10 protein-coding genes are annotated in these 15,853 nt (G+C 53.9%); 5 read left to right on the forward strand and 5 right to left on the reverse strand.

What is annotated here, in order from left to right; translation table 11 throughout:
- Window positions 1-99: 99 nt before the first annotated feature.
- Complete coding sequence (locus IEX86_RS02375; protein WP_188864456.1) at window positions 100-2,532, reverse strand: Lon protease family protein; 2,433 nt, start codon at window positions 2,530-2,532, stop codon at window positions 100-102.
- Window positions 2,533-2,820: 288 nt separating this feature from the next.
- Here IEX86_RS02375 and IEX86_RS02380 point away from each other — a divergent pair, with 288 nt between their 5' ends.
- From IEX86_RS02380 to IEX86_RS02390, 3 genes are all read left to right on the forward strand, one after another.
- On the forward strand, window positions 2,821-3,201 hold the full coding sequence (locus IEX86_RS02380) for a hypothetical protein (protein ID WP_188864457.1): 381 nt from the start codon (window positions 2,821-2,823) through the stop codon (window positions 3,199-3,201).
- 106 nt (window positions 3,202-3,307) lie between these two features.
- On the forward strand, window positions 3,308-4,255 hold the full coding sequence (gene rhtA, locus IEX86_RS02385) for a threonine/homoserine exporter RhtA (protein ID WP_229685232.1): 948 nt from the start codon (window positions 3,308-3,310) through the stop codon (window positions 4,253-4,255).
- Window positions 4,256-4,753, forward strand: coding sequence for a gluconokinase (locus IEX86_RS02390; RefSeq protein ID WP_188864458.1), 498 nt, complete (start codon window positions 4,256-4,258; stop codon window positions 4,751-4,753). It begins immediately after the preceding gene.
- A 46-nt stretch (window positions 4,754-4,799) separates the two neighbouring features.
- Here the strand turns inward: IEX86_RS02390 and ettA are convergent, their stop codons facing one another.
- Window positions 4,800-6,464: an energy-dependent translational throttle protein EttA gene (ettA, locus tag IEX86_RS02395; protein WP_188864459.1), complete on the reverse strand. Its 1,665-nt coding sequence runs from the start codon at window positions 6,462-6,464 to the stop codon at window positions 4,800-4,802.
- Between the two features lie 295 nt (window positions 6,465-6,759).
- Between ettA and IEX86_RS02400 the strand changes: the two genes are divergently transcribed.
- Window positions 6,760-10,908 carry a sensor domain-containing protein gene (locus tag IEX86_RS02400; protein ID WP_188864460.1) on the forward strand — a complete coding sequence of 1,383 codons (4,149 nt, stop codon included), beginning with the start codon at window positions 6,760-6,762 and terminating at the stop codon, window positions 10,906-10,908.
- Window positions 10,909-11,030: 122 nt separating this feature from the next.
- Window positions 11,031-12,284: a serine hydroxymethyltransferase gene (gene glyA / locus IEX86_RS02405; protein ID WP_188864461.1), complete on the forward strand. Its 1,254-nt coding sequence runs from the start codon at window positions 11,031-11,033 to the stop codon at window positions 12,282-12,284.
- 49 nt (window positions 12,285-12,333) lie between these two features.
- On the opposite strand, the gene yjiA is transcribed toward glyA, so the two are convergent.
- The 3 genes from yjiA to IEX86_RS02420 all read right to left on the reverse strand — a co-directional run bounded on the left by yjiA (window position 12,334) and on the right by IEX86_RS02420 (window position 15,662).
- Window positions 12,334-13,311 carry a GTPase gene (yjiA, locus tag IEX86_RS02410; protein WP_188864462.1) on the reverse strand — a complete coding sequence of 326 codons (978 nt, stop codon included), beginning with the start codon at window positions 13,309-13,311 and terminating at the stop codon, window positions 12,334-12,336.
- A gap of 68 nt (window positions 13,312-13,379) precedes the next feature.
- Entirely contained in the window at window positions 13,380-13,583 is a 204-nt protein-coding gene (locus tag IEX86_RS02415; protein WP_010797159.1) for a YbdD/YjiX family protein, read from the reverse strand.
- Window positions 13,584-13,595: 12 nt separating this feature from the next.
- On the reverse strand, window positions 13,596-15,662 hold the full coding sequence (locus IEX86_RS02420; RefSeq protein WP_188864463.1) for a carbon starvation CstA family protein: 2,067 nt from the start codon (window positions 15,660-15,662) through the stop codon (window positions 13,596-13,598).
- Window positions 15,663-15,853 lie beyond the last annotated feature (191 nt).

The following is a 15,853-nucleotide window of genomic DNA, read 5'->3' on the forward strand; positions in this document are numbered from 1 at the left end:
AGGAGCGATAACGAACATCAGCAGCGCAAGCCAGCTGCGGAGCGCCATGACCTATCGGCCATAGCGCATCTCTCACTCTTCCGACCTAGCCGCACATACTCAGTTCTCGTCCTGCGTATCCTTTTTGCTTTTATCTTTCAATTTGTCGGCTAGTTCATCTTCTAACTCAAGTTCAGCAATGTCTTTAAGCCGCTCCACCACCCGAGCATTTACGCTGCCCTCAGGAAAATTGCCCTGTGCATCCGGCGCACCTGCGGGTTCACCTACCAAGAGACTCAGGGCTTCGTCTGCCTGACGAACGGCATAAATATGGAAGCGTCCTTCTCGCACCGCCTCTACCACGCGCTCATCAAGCATAAGATTGATGACATTGGCTCTTGGGATAATGACCCCTTGTTCACCAGTCAAGCCACGGGCTGCACATAAGCGGAAGAAGCCTTCGATTTTTTCGTTTACCCCACCCACAGGTTGCACTTCGCCAAACTGGTTAATTGAACCGGTTATGGCAAAGCACTGCTTGAGAGGTGTGCGTGAAAGTGCGGAGATGAGCGTGCACGCCTCGCCTAGAGAGGCACTGTCGCCATCTACATAACCGTAGGACTGCTCAAGGGCAATACTGGCAGAGATAGCGAGGGGAAACTCTTGAGCATACCGACTGCCTAGATAACCCGTCAGGATCATTACACCCTTGGAGTGAATCGGCTGACCCAGGCTGACTTCTCGTTCGATATCGAGGATGCCACTGGCGCCAGGATAAACAGTAGCGGAGATACGGGCAGGCATACCAAAAGCCGAATCCGCAACCTCAAGAACTGTCAGGCCATTACATTTACCTACTGCAGCCCCTTCGGTATCGATCAGGATCTGGCCCGCCATGATGTCATCCAGCACGCGAGCTGAAACTCGCCCTGTGCGGGTTTCCTTGGCCTTCAAGGCACGCTCTACATGACCGCGGTCCGTTACCTCATCGCCTGCAAGCTGACGGATGAAGTCAGCCTCGCTGACTAATTGGAACAAATCACCGATCCGAGCTGACAGTCGCCCCTGATGTTCCGCCAAGCGGGCACTATAGGTTGCAAGACGAGCAACCGCCGTTGCGGTCAAGGGTGCCATCCGCTCTTCAGAGGTACGTGTTTTGAGAAGCTGTGCGAATTGCTCAAGGCTGTCATCGCGCAGTGGAATCTCCTCATCGAAATCCACCAGCACTCGAAACATTTCCTGGAACTCTGAATCAAGCTCCTGAAGCGTGTAATAGATCTGCCGTGAACCAATGATGATGACTTTGATGTGTAGCGGGAGCACCTGCGGCGTGAGGCTAACGGTCGCAAAGCGACCAAGGTCTGCCAGCGGCGATTCCATCTTGAGCTGCCGGGAATGCAAAGCACGTTTTAGAGCCTCCCAGACAAAGGGCTCGGTAAGAAGCTTTTCCGCCTCGACGATCAGAAAGCCGCCATTGGCTTTATGCAATGCACCCGGCCTTAATTGGCGATAGCTGGTGTACAGCGCGCCTTGGTCGGAGCTGTATTCGATCCGGCCGAAAAGATTGTCGTAGGTGGGATGAGGCTCGAAGATTACCGGTGCGCCACCGGTCGCATGATGGCCGATCACCAAGTTGGGCAGATACTGCTCTTTTAAATCCTTACGGCGTTGTGTATCTGTTTTCGCATCATCGATTAGCAGGTCGACGACAGTCTTGAGCAGGTCTACCTGCATGGCCTGCAAGTACGCACAAACGCCTGAATTATCGTTGTACTTCTCAACCAGGGGAGCCAGCAGCGGCTGTAGAGCCAGTGTAATGGTTTCTTCATTCAGCCGACGCAGTTCATTGCTGGACTCGCGACGCCATTGAGGGAGGCTGGCCAGTTCCTCATTGAGTCGCTCCTCTAGTGAAGAAATATCGGCATGGAAACGCTCGCGCTCTTCCTCAGGCAGCTGGGCAAAGTCGGCTTCATCCAGCGCCTTGCCCTCCTTCATGGGCGTAAAGGCAATATTGGTGCTATCGCGATAGAGTGCCACGCTTTTTTCCAGCGCGGCACGCTCTACAGTATCCAATGCCTGATCGTAGCGCTGATTGAACGCCCGATCGATGGCGCTCTTTTTCTGCTGGTAAGCGGGATGCTCAAAAACAGCAGGAAAAGTTGCCAGCAGATTATCGATCAGCTGCTCGATATCTGCGACAAAGTCATCGCCACTGCCTGGCGTCAGCTCGACGGCACGAGGCTCACGCAACTCATCGAAATTATTCAGATACGCCCAATCCGAAGGGGTAGGCAGGCGCTTGCCTTCCGCTTTCAAAAAGCGCTGTACGAAGGAGAAACGTCCTGTTCCGGGCTCACCCATTACATACACGTTATAGCCAGGCCTAGGCATTGCTACGCCAAACTGCAAGGCCTCTACAGCACGCTCCTGACCTAGAATGCCTCGAAATGGCTCTAATTCATCAGTGGTGCTAAAGGACAGCTGGGCAGGGTCAAAGGGACTGGTCAATTCGTCAGGCGCCAGGCGTAGGCCGGCAGCTACAGGATCATGCATCGGAAATCCTTGTGTCGTTCGGACATGTCTGTCCGCATTCTGGCGTTGCAAGCCGGATAAGAGCAAGGCATGGCAATGCCTCCCCGGTCATCATGGCACACGAAGCGGTTACACCGTTTTGACGAATTTGTGACATGGAAGTGCCTAGCCTCAGAAATAACACCGACTCGCCAGTCTGGGGCTACGCTTAAGAAAAGAGGGTAAAAAAAGAAACGGGTTATGCGCAGTCGACCTAAGAGCTTTCTGTTGCTGCATCAGCGGCTGTGAGGTTTGCGCAGGAGTACCATCATGTTGATTAGAACGTTATTAGCTACAACCCTGGTCATAGGCCTAAGCGGCTGTGAAAGTTACCGTGATCAGCTGGTTGCAAAGGGGTATCCACCCCCCTATGCCGACGGTTATCACGATGGGTGCCTAACCGGTAAGCAGGCAGTCAATGGCATTGGCGCGCTTCATAAAAATGTGCCGCGGTATGACCAGGAACGTTATTACGCGCAAGGCTGGGAGGATGGCCACCGTCAGTGTGCCAGTACCGCTCAAAACGAGCAGACTCGTCGTTATTATGACGAACGCTGGAGCGAACACGAGGAGGACTGGGAGCGCAGCAAGCGACGCGGCATGGCTCGTGCTTTACGTGGGGATAGTAAAGAACAAAAGGACAGCAATTAAACTCCTTTCTAGAAAATGCTGCTGACTCAGGGACGCCACCAAGTGTTACTCGCTTTGCTTTCCTCATTCTGCTATTGCTCAATCAAAACGGATAAGCACTAGCAGAATGTCTCAACTAAATGCTCGGCCCTTGGCTATTCTCATACCGGTCTGCCTGTTACTGGTGGCAATGATCTCTCTTCAAAGCAGCGCCAGCTTGGCCAAAAGTCTTTTCCCTGTCCTGGGTCCGATCGGCGTGACCACGCTGCGCCTTCTCTTTTCCGCCCTGCTACTTGTAGCTGTTCTTCGACCGTGGAAAGTCCTTGGCAAAGGGAGGCTATGGAAATCCCTGGTCGTGTATGGCATTGCCTTGGGCATCATGAATGTTTCGATTTATCTGGCCATGGAGCGGATTCCCATTGGAATCGCAGTCGCCCTTGAATTCACAGGCCCCCTGGCCGTCGCCATAATTGCCTCTCGTCGGCTGATCGATTTTGTGTGGATCATCCTGGCTATTTTAGGGCTGGTATTGCTTTTGCCGGTCGGGCATGCTGCCGACGGTATAGATCTATTAGGCGCGTTTTTCGCCTTGCTGGCAGGTGCCTGCTGGGCCCTCTACATCGTGTTCGGCAAGAAAGCCGGAGCGGCCTATGGTGCCAGCACCGTTGCACTGGGTTCGAGCATTGCGGCGCTGGGAGTCTTACCATTGGGACTTTATGAAGCAGGACCCAGCCTGTTTGCGGTCGAAACGCTGCCGATTATTCTGGCAATTGCGATCATGTCTTCTGCCCTGCCTTATGTGCTGGAAATGATGGCACTGACAAAACTGCCTACACAGACATTTGGCACGTTGATGAGCGTGTCTCCTGCCTTGGGCGCCCTGTCAGGCTTTATCTTTCTTGGCGAGAGGTTAACCCTGGGTCAATGGATAGCGTTGGCCTGTATTGTAGTTGCCTCGATCGGGACGACGCTCACCATCAGGAAATCTTCTGATGCACCTCACTCTGACTCTAAGGAGGCGCTTGCTGCTGAAAGGGCTACCCTTAAAGCATCGAACCCCAATCCTGGAGGATGAATGATTTATCTGATCATGGGCGTATCAGGCAGTGGCAAAACCACTATAGGAGAACGTCTGGCTAAGCGTCTGGGCTGCCAATTCTCCGATGCCGACCAATTCCACAGCGAGGCCAATCGGAAAAAAATGGCCGAGGGCACTCCTCTTAATGATGATGATCGCTGGCCATGGCTGGATGCCATTCGTGCTGCGATGCAGGAGGCTCATCACAACCGGCAAACTCATGTATTTGCCTGCTCGGCGTTGAAAAAACAGTATCGAGAACGCTTACAAACTGCCACCGAAGGCATTGTTCTCGTCTTTTTGAATGGACCTGCCGAGGTGCTCAGTGAGCGGATACTCAACCGTCGCGGCCATTTTTTCGACCCGCGCCTGCTGCAGAGCCAAATTGACACGCTTGAGCCTCCTAGCGAGCAGGAGGCTCTGCTCATTGATGTTCGTCAGTCTCCAGATGAGATTATTGACGTCATCCTTCAGGCCAGTGAGCGCAGGCAATAAAAAGCCGCCGCAATAATGCGGCGGCCTTTTAGTACACAAGAGCTGATCAGTTCAGCTTTTTGTACTTCACACGCTTGGGTTGTGTAGCAGCGTCGCCGAGGCGCTTCTTACGATCCGCCTCGTACTCAGTGTAGTTACCTTCGAAGAACATCACTTGGGAGTTGTCTTCGTAGGAAAGGATATGAGTAGCGATACGGTCAAGGAACCAGCGATCGTGGGAAATCACGATGGCAGTACCAGGGAAGTCCAGCAACGCTTCTTCCAATGCCCGCAGGGTTTCGATGTCGAGGTCGTTGGACGGTTCGTCCAGCAGCAGCACGTTGCCGCCCTGCTTCAACGTCAATGCCATGTGCAGACGGCCACGCTCACCGCCAGACAGGTCCTTGACGAACTTCTGTTGATCAGCACCCTTGAAGTTGAAGCGACCTACATAACCACGGGAAGGCACTTCATAGTTGCCTACACGGATCATGTCCAGACCATCAGAGACCTGCTCCCATACAGTCTTGTTACCTTCCAGGCTGTCACGGCTCTGGTCGACGCTAGCGATCTGAACGGTTTCGCCGATTTCGATGGTGCCAGAATCTGGTTGCTCTTTGCCTGTGATCATACGGAACAACGTAGACTTACCAGCGCCATTACCGCCGATTACACCGACAATTGCGCCCTTGGGCACGCTAAAGCTCAGGTTGTCGATCAGGACGCGATCGCCATAACCCTTGGTGACGTTATGAAACTCGATAACCTTGTCACCCAGACGCGGGCCTGCTGGAATATAGATCTCGTTGGTTTCGCTGCGCTTCTGGAATTCCTGGGATTGAAGCTCCTCGAACCGCTGCAAACGAGCCTTGGACTTGGACTGTCGGGCCTTGGCACCGGAGCGCACCCATTCCAGCTCAGCCTTCATGGCCTTTTGATGGGCGGCTTCCTGCTTGGCTTCCTGCGCCAGACGGTTAGCCTTGGACTCTAGCCAGCCGGAGTAATTGCCTTCGAAAGGAATACCATGCCCACGGTCAAGCTCAAGAATCCAGCCTGCTACGTTATCCAGGAAGTAACGGTCGTGCGTGATCGCTACGACGGTACCGGCGAAATCATGCAGGAAATGCTCAAGCCAGGCGACAGAATCGGCGTCCAGGTGGTTGGTCGGCTCGTCCAGCAACAGCATGTCAGGGGCAGACAGTAGCAGGCGACATAGCGCCACTCGACGTTTTTCACCACCGGAAAGATGCTCAATCTTCGCATCCCACGGGGGCAAGCGCAGAGCATCGGCGGCTACTTCCAGCTGGCGCTCAAGATTATGACCATCAGAGGCCTGGATAATGGCTTCCAGGCGCGCCTGCTCGGCAGCCAACGCATCAAAGTCGGCATCGGGTTCGGCATAGGCGGCGTATACTTCGTTCAGGCGCTCCTGGGCTTCCTTGATCGCACCAACGGCCTCTTCGACGATGTCACGAACCGTCTTGCTCGGATCGAGCTGCGGCTCCTGCGGCAGATAGCCAACGTTGATACCGGGCATCGGACGAGCTTCGCCGTCGATCTCCGTATCGACCCCAGCCATGATACGCAACAGGGTAGACTTACCCGCACCATTCAGACCCAGTACGCCAATCTTGGCGCCAGGAAAGAAGGACAGGGAAATGTCTTTTAAAATCTCTCGCTTCGGGGGCACGATCTTGCTGACCCGATGCATGGAGTAAACGTATTGAGCCATGGATGAACCTTGGTACTGATACAAAAGTAGGCGAATAGTATGGCGGGACTGAGCCAAGCTGTCGAAGTCCCTCATACACTATTTGATGGATTGCAGGTCTCGACTCAAGCGATAGTCAAATAATCACTTAAGAATCTGCACAATGCAGGCGATAACGCTAGGGATGTCCAGAAATCTCTTTGTACTGGCAGACAGGATGATGACTATACCTTCCATGAGCGCCTCACCCAGTGACAGGACAGTCTATAGCGTGTGCGGTTTTCTTTTGTAATCGCACTCTTTTGGAAAACCCGACGTGAAACCTTCTGCTTGCCTGCCATTACAAACCCTGCTGACACGCTCTCCTGCATTTAGTGTGCTGAAGTGGGTGTTGGCGGGATTGATTCTGCTATTGCTTGGCGCACTGTCCTGGCAGCTTCACAAAGAGCTGAACCAGCGAAACGCCATGCTTGGCAGTTTTGCGCAGGAGCAAAGCCTGCAAAAAGCCGAACACATTGAGCAAACCCTCGCTTTTCTCGCTCATCAGGCGATTACCGAGCTTCATACAGTCAAGCCAGAGCAAGGCGCCGATGCATTACCGGCGAATCTACGTGCCATTTACCCTGAGGCCAGACACCTTCACTGGATTCCAGCTGAAGCGCTTATAGAGCCCTCGACCTTTCCGTCAGGACTTGATGCGAAATCTCTGGACAGCCTACTACGCCGCACGGAAACCCGGCCGTTCTATTATGGCTACGCCCCTGAAGAAGACGGCTATGTTCTGCTTAGGCAAGAGGCCAATGGCTGGTGGCTGATTTCGGGAGAGGCTGGCCTGGGTCTAAGCAGAGTGAAGAGCCACTCTCATGAGTTAATCTGGACGATTACAGACAAGGCAAGCGGTGCAACGTTAGCCAAAGACACGTCTACAGAACTTTCTGCCTCAGATAAGCAGACCTTTACACTCACGCTGGATGGCACTGATTGGCTACTCGGTAGCCATTTAAGTCCCTCAGTCCTTTCATGGCAAACGCTGTTCCTGTGGCGCATCATTACATTTGTGCTGCTGACCCTATGCGTTTCGCTTCTGGTGTATTGCCTGCAGAGAGAAAGATCCGGCTTTCATCTGGCCTCGCGTTCGTCACGACAGAGTTTGCGCCTGATGATGCAGGCCCTGAATGCTGTAGATGAATGCGTTCTGGTCACCTATGAAGAGGGCCGCCTGCTTTACCTCAACCGAAAAGCATCCCTTCTTCTGGGTATCGAGCAGTCAGACGCTGAGCAGCACACCTTGAGGGATCTGGTTCCCGCAGCAGATCTCCCCACACCTCAAGAGTCGGAAAAGGAACATATCGTCGAGCTACGCCAGCATGATGGCCAGAACCGATTGTTTGCCATCAGCCGCTACGGTGTAGGTTCGACCGGGACTGGAGAAAGCCGGGGGGGCTTTACAGGGTATGCCTGGATACTGCGGGATGTTACCGAACAGCAACAGGCTCTCAGGACGATAGAAAGTACACGCCAGCGCTACCAGGGTATTTTCGAAGGAATCAATACCGGAATCTGTGTGCTGGATTTTTCCCGCTTGCATCAGGCCTTGCTTGAGCAAAATATTTCCAATGCCCGTGCGTTTTATCATTGGATCAAGGTAAACCCTTCGAAAGGGCATGAGCTACTAAATCTGATTCGTATTACCGAAATGAACCAGATGGCGCTAACCCTACTGGGCATCACGAGCATTGATCAGGCACAGGCTAACCTAATCGGGCGTAATGAGCCCAACATCAATGGTAAGCGCGTTAAAATGATCGCCGCGCTGGCCGAAGGGCAACAGACTCTTGATGTAGAAGGCCGGTTAGTCACAGCGCAAGGCGAGCGCTATCTCTGGTTCTCGGTCCATCTCCCGCCTGCCGAGACGGGATACGAAGCGGTACCGTTAAGCATTACGGATGTTTCCCAACGCAAGCGCACCGAGCTTTCGTTGATAGAGCGAGAGCGATTCTGGTCCGATCTGGTTAAGGCAGCACCGGACACGCTTTATACGTACGACCTAAAGACTCATACGATTGATTACCAGAATCATCCGCTGGGGCTTAAGCTTGGCTACAGTGAGGCCGAACTGGAGAGACTGGGAGCAGACGCTCTCACCACACTCCTTCATCCGGATGACACTGAGCTATTCGAGCGTCTGCGCACCATGCGCCAAGTCATCCAGGAAGGCCAAGTAAACGACTGTCTGATTCGTTGGCGTCACAAGAACGGTCACTGGTGCTGGTTTGATCTGCGTGAGCAGGCGTTCCAGCGCGACAGCGAAGGCCAGATGCGTCAGATCATCGGCCTGGCACTGGACGTAACCGAGATGGTAGAGGCTAATGACCTGCTACGTGATCAGGAACGCCGTTATCGCCTGCTGGCAGAAAGTATCAGCGACGTCATTTTCAGCACCGATCAGCGGCTGGCTATCAATTACATAAGCCCGTCGGCTGAAAACCTTCTGGGTTATAAGCTCGAAACGCTTTACGCGCTCAATCCCTATGACCTGACCACTCATTCCCAGCAACTTAAGAAATTAAGGCACTGGCTTAAAAAGCTACGCCGCTCACTGGGCTCTTCCCATCGAATGGCAGAGGTACGCCAGGAGGCCAGTCAGGTCATCATTCTGGACTGCTTGCACGCCGATGGGCACAAGTTGAGCCTGGAAATGCGCCTGGAAACGCTTTGGGACAAGCATGGCCGCTTCGAAGGCCTGCTCGGCATCTGCCGAAACATCACAGCCCAACGACGCGCAGAAAAAGACATGCGCATGGCCGCTACCGTATTCGATCACTCAGCCGCCGCCATTCTAGTGACCGACCCGGCCGGCTATATTGTACGCGTCAACCAGATGTTCACTCGCATGACCGGCTATGAGTCAGAGGAAGTCATCGATCAGCAGCCTCGCATGCTATGTGCGGACTTGCAGGAAGCCAATCAGCTCTCCCATATCATGAACCACATGGCAGTACAGGGCAGCTGGGAAGGTGAGCTGTGGCAGAAGCGCAAGGACGGTGAGCCCTACCCCTCCTGGATCGGCATCACGGGCGTGCGCGACGATGAAGGCGATCTGGTCAGCTTCGTGTGTTTCTTTGTGGACATCAGCGAGCGTAAGGCCAGCGAGCGGCATATTCACCGTCTGGCCTATTACGATGCCTTGACGCTCCTGCCGAACCGTACGCTGTTCCAGGACCGCCTCCACAGTGCACTGGAGCAAGCAGCTCATCATGCCAGCTGGGTCGTGTTGATGTTTCTCGACCTGGACCGTTTCAAGCCGATCAACGACTCACTGGGACACGCAGCAGGCGATCGGATGCTCAAGGAAGTAGCCGTACGCCTGACAGCTTGCGTAGGAACCGAAGACAGTGTGGCCCGTATGGGAGGTGACGAGTTCACCCTGCTGCTGGCCAACCTGGGAACTCGGGAAGACGCTATGGCCTGTGCTATTCGTGTAGCCGAGAACATTCTGGAAAGCCTGTCTGAAGCATTCATTCTGGAGAGTCGCGAGTTTTTCGTCAGTGCCAGCATCGGGATTGCCCTGTCGCCCCAAGACGGTAGCGAACTTAGCCAGCTGATGAAAAATGCAGACACGGCCATGTATCACGCCAAGGAAATGGGCAAGAACAATTTCCAGTTCTACCAAGCGGAAATGAACGCTCGGGCACTGGAACGCATTGAGCTTGAAGCCGATCTGCGCCATGCCTTATTGCAGAATGAATTTACCCTGCATTATCAGCCACAGTATCGATGCTCCAATAGCCAATTGACGGGCCTTGAGGCCCTACTCCGCTGGAATCATCCACGCCGAGGCAACGTATCGCCTGTGGACTTTATTCCGGTGCTTGAAGAGACTGGCCTGATCATCCAGGTTGGGGATTGGGTCATCAAGGAAGCCTGTCGCCAGCTTCGCGTCTGGCATGATAATAAAGTTCGCATTCCGAAGGTTTCTGTCAACCTTTCGGCCCGTCAGTTTGCGGATAACCACCTGGGCGAGCATATCGCCAAGATCTTGCAGGAAGTAGGTTTACCACCCGCCTGCCTTGAGCTTGAGCTGACGGAAAGTATCCTCATGCAAAATGTGGATGATGCGCTGAATACGCTCAGGAGCCTGAAAGAGTTAGGCGTATGCATTTCAGTAGATGACTTTGGAACCGGTTACTCCTCGCTCAATTACCTGAAGCAATTACCTATCGATATTCTCAAGATTGATCGCAGCTTTGTTGATGGCCTTCCTTACGGTGAGCAGGATGCCCAGATCGCGCGCGCAATCATCGCCATGGCGCACAGTTTGAACCTGTCGGTTATTGCCGAAGGGGTAGAAAATGAAGAGCAGCTCAAATTCCTGCGTGACCACGAGTGCGATGAGGTTCAGGGGTATCTCTTTGACAAACCGCTGTCGCCTGAAATGATCGAGACACGATTACGCCTCATATAGCACATGCGGCTGTCTGCATGAGCACAGCTTGGCAGCCGCATGACAGGTGCTCATACCCAGGCTCCCAAGGATTGGGATAGAATATGTCCTCTTTTAGCCCAGTCGCTTTTCAGGGGAACCCCATGTTCAGCCGTGACTTAACCCTCGCCCGCTTCGACGCCGATCTGTATGCCGCTATGGAGCAGGAAGCCCAGCGTCAGGAAGATCACATCGAACTGATCGCTTCGGAAAACTACACCAGCCCGGCTGTCATGGAGGCCCAAGGCTCTGTCCTGACGAACAAGTACGCCGAAGGCTATCCGAACAAGCGCTACTACGGCGGTTGCGAGTTCGTCGATAAGGTCGAGCAGCTGGCCATTGATCGTGCCAAGCAGCTGTTTGGCGCTGACTACGCCAACGTTCAGCCCCATGCCGGCTCCCAGGCTAACTCTGCTGTCTACCTGGCGCTACTGCAGCCCGGCGACACAATCCTTGGTATGAGCCTGGCCCATGGCGGCCACCTGACTCACGGTGCCAGCGTCAGCTCTTCCGGCAAGATTTATAACGCAGTTCAGTATGGCATCAATGAAAATGGCCTGATCGACTACGATGAAGTCGAGCGTCTGGCAGTTGAGCACAAGCCGAAAATGATCGTGGCTGGTTACTCCGCCTATTCTCAGGTGTTGGATTTCGCCCGTTTCCGCGAAATTGCAGACAAAGTGGGCGCTTATCTGTTTGTTGATATGGCTCACTTTGCCGGCTTGGTCGCTGCAGGTATCTATCCGAATCCGGTTCCGTTTGCCGATGTGGTTACTACCACTACGCACAAGACCCTACGCGGACCACGTGGCGGTCTGATCCTGGCCAAAGCCAACGAAGAAATCGAGAAAAAGCTCAATTCCGCCGTCTTCCCAGGCGCTCAGGGCGGCCCGCTGATGCATGTGATTGCCGGCAAGGCTGTCTGCTTCAAGGAAGCCTTGGCCCCGGAGTTCAAGACCTACCAGGAGCAAGTGATCAAGAACGCCCAAGCCATGGCTGAAGTGTTCATCCAGCGTGGCTTTGATGTGGTCTCCGGCGGCACTCAGAACCACCTGTTCCTGTTGTCCCTGATCAAGCAGGACATTACGGGTAAAGATGCCGACGCTGCTCTGGGTCGCGCGTTTATCACCGTAAACAAGAACTCTGTTCCGAATGATCCACGCTCCCCGTTTGTAACATCGGGCCTGCGTATCGGTACTCCAGCCGTTACCACCCGTGGCTTCAAAGAAGCCGAGTGCCGTGAACTGGCAGGCTGGATCTGCGACATTCTCGATAACATGGGCGACGAGTCCGTAATCGATAACGTACGCGAGAAAGTCCAGGCTATTTGCGCCAAGCTACCGGTTTACGGTCAGTAAGCTTAAGCCTTACGAAAAGCCCGGCTCTTGCCGGGCTTTTTTATGCGTATCAGACTTGAGCCGACTCAAAACCTTCGCGCAGTTCTGCCTCTGGCAGGTCCATGCCAATAAAGACAATGACGCTCTCTCTGACTTCGTTGTCTTCCCACTCTCTATCCCAGTCCGCTCCATACAAGCGCTGAACACCCTGAAACAAGAGCTTCCTGGGTTCATCGACAATATTAAGAATGCCCTTATAACGCAGCAGATTGCTGCCATGTCGCTCAAGTACACCCTCCATGAAGCGGCTGATACGGTCTATATCAAGTGGGCGTTCAGCCTTGAGCGCCAGCGAGGTAATGTTGTCTGGTTTTTCTGTGCGCCCGGCCATTAGCGGACGGAAAAGCATCTTTCTGTCCAATTGATCGTTCAGGTTAAAGCCGCGAATATCCAACAGGACGCTCAAATCGATGCGGCCATGATCAGCTACGTGAACCGGTGCCCTTCGGTTGATACGCTGCAGACGCTCGCACAAGGCCAGGAAGTCCGCCTCCTCTACCAGATCACGCTTACTGACCAGCAGCCGATCCGCAAAGCCGACCTGAGCCTGTGCGATTGACCTGGATAACTGCTCTTGGGCATGGACAGCATCCACGAGGGTAATGATACCGTCCAACAGGTAATGCTCACGCAGGTCCTCGTCCATGAAAAAGGTTTGGGCAACCGGACCAGGGTCAGCCAATCCCGTGCACTCGATCACCAGCCGATCAAACTCGATCTCCCCCTGATCGAGTTGCTCAAGCAGTACCGTCAGTGCATAAGACAGGTCTTTGCTGCCTGTGCAGCAGACGCAGCCATTAGCTACTTTTACGATACGAACGGCCTTATCACCCAGCAAGGCCCCGTCAATGTCGGCCTCGCTGAATTCGTTTTCGATAACAGCAATCTTGAGCCCATGGTCGCCCTCCAGCAGATAACGCAGCAGTGTTGTCTTGCCAGCGCCGAGAAAGCCGGTCAGAACCGTTACAGGAATAGGTGTTGTAGACATAAGCAGCCCTAAATGAAACGGGCCAGACTAAAAAGCCTGGCCCGTGGATGAATCACACTGCGTGGTGCTTAACAGCAGCGGAAGGTCTTGCCCTTGCCACCACCATACCGCGCTTCCTGCCGTTCCCGAAAGAACTCTTCATAAGTCATGACAGGCAAGTCGGGATGTTTACCGCGCATGTGTTCGACGTACGTATCGTAGTCTGGCATACCCACCATCAGGCGAGCCGCCTGACCCAGGTATTTTCCAAGGTTGGCAAGGTCATTAAACATGCGCGGCTCCCATCAAACATTTGGCTGTGGTTGGAATGGAGTTTCCTTGTCCGTCCGCTGCGGCTTGGACCAGGCGGCATACCCTACTTTTACGGTGTAGAACAACACACTGGCTACTACGATCAGGAACAGTACAGTCAGGGTTGCATTGGTATAGCTGTTGATCATGATCTGCTGCATTTGCTCAGCCGTCTTGGCCGGAGCAATTATCTGATTAGCCGCCAGCGCATCACGATACTTATGTGCCTGGGCAAGAAAACCGACTGCCGGGTTAGCATCAAACAGCTTGATCAGGCTTGCATAGGTGGTGCAGACCAACAGCCAAGTGGCTGGCAAAGCAGTGACCCAGACGTAACGCTCGCGCTTCATCTTGATGAGTACCACGGTTCCCAGCATCAACGCCACACCTGCCAGCATCTGGTTAGAGATACCGAACAATGGCCAGAGCGTATTGATGCCTCCCAACGGATCGACAACACCTTGATACAGCAGATAACCCCAGAGTGCGACACACCCGCCAGTGCCAATCATGTTGGCAATCCAGGAGTCGGTACGCTTCAAGGCCGGTACAAAGTTACCCAGCAAATCCTGCAACATAAAGCGACCAGCACGAGTACCGGCATCTACTGCTGTCAGAATAAACAAAGCCTCGAACAGAATCGCGAAGTGGTACCAGAACGCCATGGTGTTCTGACCGGGCAGCACCTGATGGAGAATCTGAGCAATCCCGACTGCCAGTGTAGGTGCGCCGCCCGCGCGGCCAAGAATAGTCGTTTCACCAATATCCTGAGCTGTCTGGGTCAGGATTTCCGGTGTTACGGCAAAGCCCCAGGAGCTGATGGTCGCGGCTGCACTGGTAACATCGGCACCGATAATGGCCGCCGGGCTATTCATGGCAAAGTACACACCAGGCTCAATGATGGAAGCCGCCACAAGTGCCATGATGGCCACAAAAGACTCCATCAGCATAGCGCCATAGCCGATATAACGGGCATCGGTCTCACGGCTAAGCAGCTTAGGCGTAGTGCCTGATGCAATCAGCGAGTGAAAGCCAGACACGGCCCCACAAGCGATGGTGATAAAGAGGAACGGGAACAGCGTGCCCTTCCAGACGGGACCGGTGCCGTCAACGAACTGCGTCAAGGCAGGCATTTTCAGCTCAGGTGCCAAGAACAGGATACCAATGGCCAGCGCCACGATGGTTCCGATCTTTAGGAACGTTGACAGGTAATCACGAGGTGCCAACAGTAGCCATACGGGCAAAACCGAGGCAACGAAACCATAACCGATCAGCATCCAGGTGATCTGCTCGCCGGTAAAGGTAAAGCGCGGACCCCAGACAGGATCGGCAGCAATGACACCGCCATACCAGATAGATACCAGCAGAAGCACCAGGCCGACAACCGAAATCTCACCGATCCGACCAGGCCGAATGAAGCGCATATAAACGCCCATGAAGACGGCAATGGGCAACGTAGCCAATACTGTGAACATGCCCCACGGGCTATGTGCCAGGGCCTTCACGACAATCAGGGCCAGCACCGCGAGGATGATGATCATGATCAGGAAGCAGCCAAACAAGGCAATCGTTCCGGGGATCTGCCCCATTTCCTCTCGCACCATCTCCCCCAGGGAGCGGCCGTTGCGGCGAGTGGAGATGAATAAGACCATGAAATCCTGCACAGCACCCGCCAGCACCACACCGGCAATCAGCCAGAGCGTACCCGGCAGGTAACCCATTTGCGCAGCCAGCACCGGGCCAACTAATGGGCCTGCACCTGCAATAGCGGCGAAGTGGTGACCGAACAGAATGTGCTTGTTGGTTGGAACGTAATCCAGACCATCGTTGTTAAGAACAGCGGGTGTAGCCCGTGTAGGGTCCAGCTGCATGACTTTTGTGGCAATGAAGAGACTGTAATAACGATAGGCAACTAAATACAGGGCAACCGCCGCCACAACGATCCATAACGCATTGATCGTTTCTCCCCGGCGTAAGGCCACCACTCCTAAGGCGCAAGCCCCCACAGCCGCCACCACAGCCCAGGGCACATGGCGGAACACACTATTGTTATTATTCATAAACGCTCCATGACAAACGGACAAAGAAGCTGCCGCTCAAGCTTAGCCCAAGCTGGCAATTCCGCTATAAGACCTTGGTCTAGAGCGTTTGGTTTGTGATGGCACTTTGAGTATTCAGTATGTGAATGATTGGCAATGGGTGTCTCGAGACGTTACTCGATGCCTTAGATGATGAAGCCTCGGCCTTTTAT

The sequence above is a fragment of the Pseudomonas asuensis genome (genome assembly GCF_014646755.1).
In the GTDB taxonomy this organism is placed as follows: Bacteria; Pseudomonadota; Gammaproteobacteria; order Pseudomonadales; family Pseudomonadaceae; genus Chryseomonas; species Chryseomonas asuensis.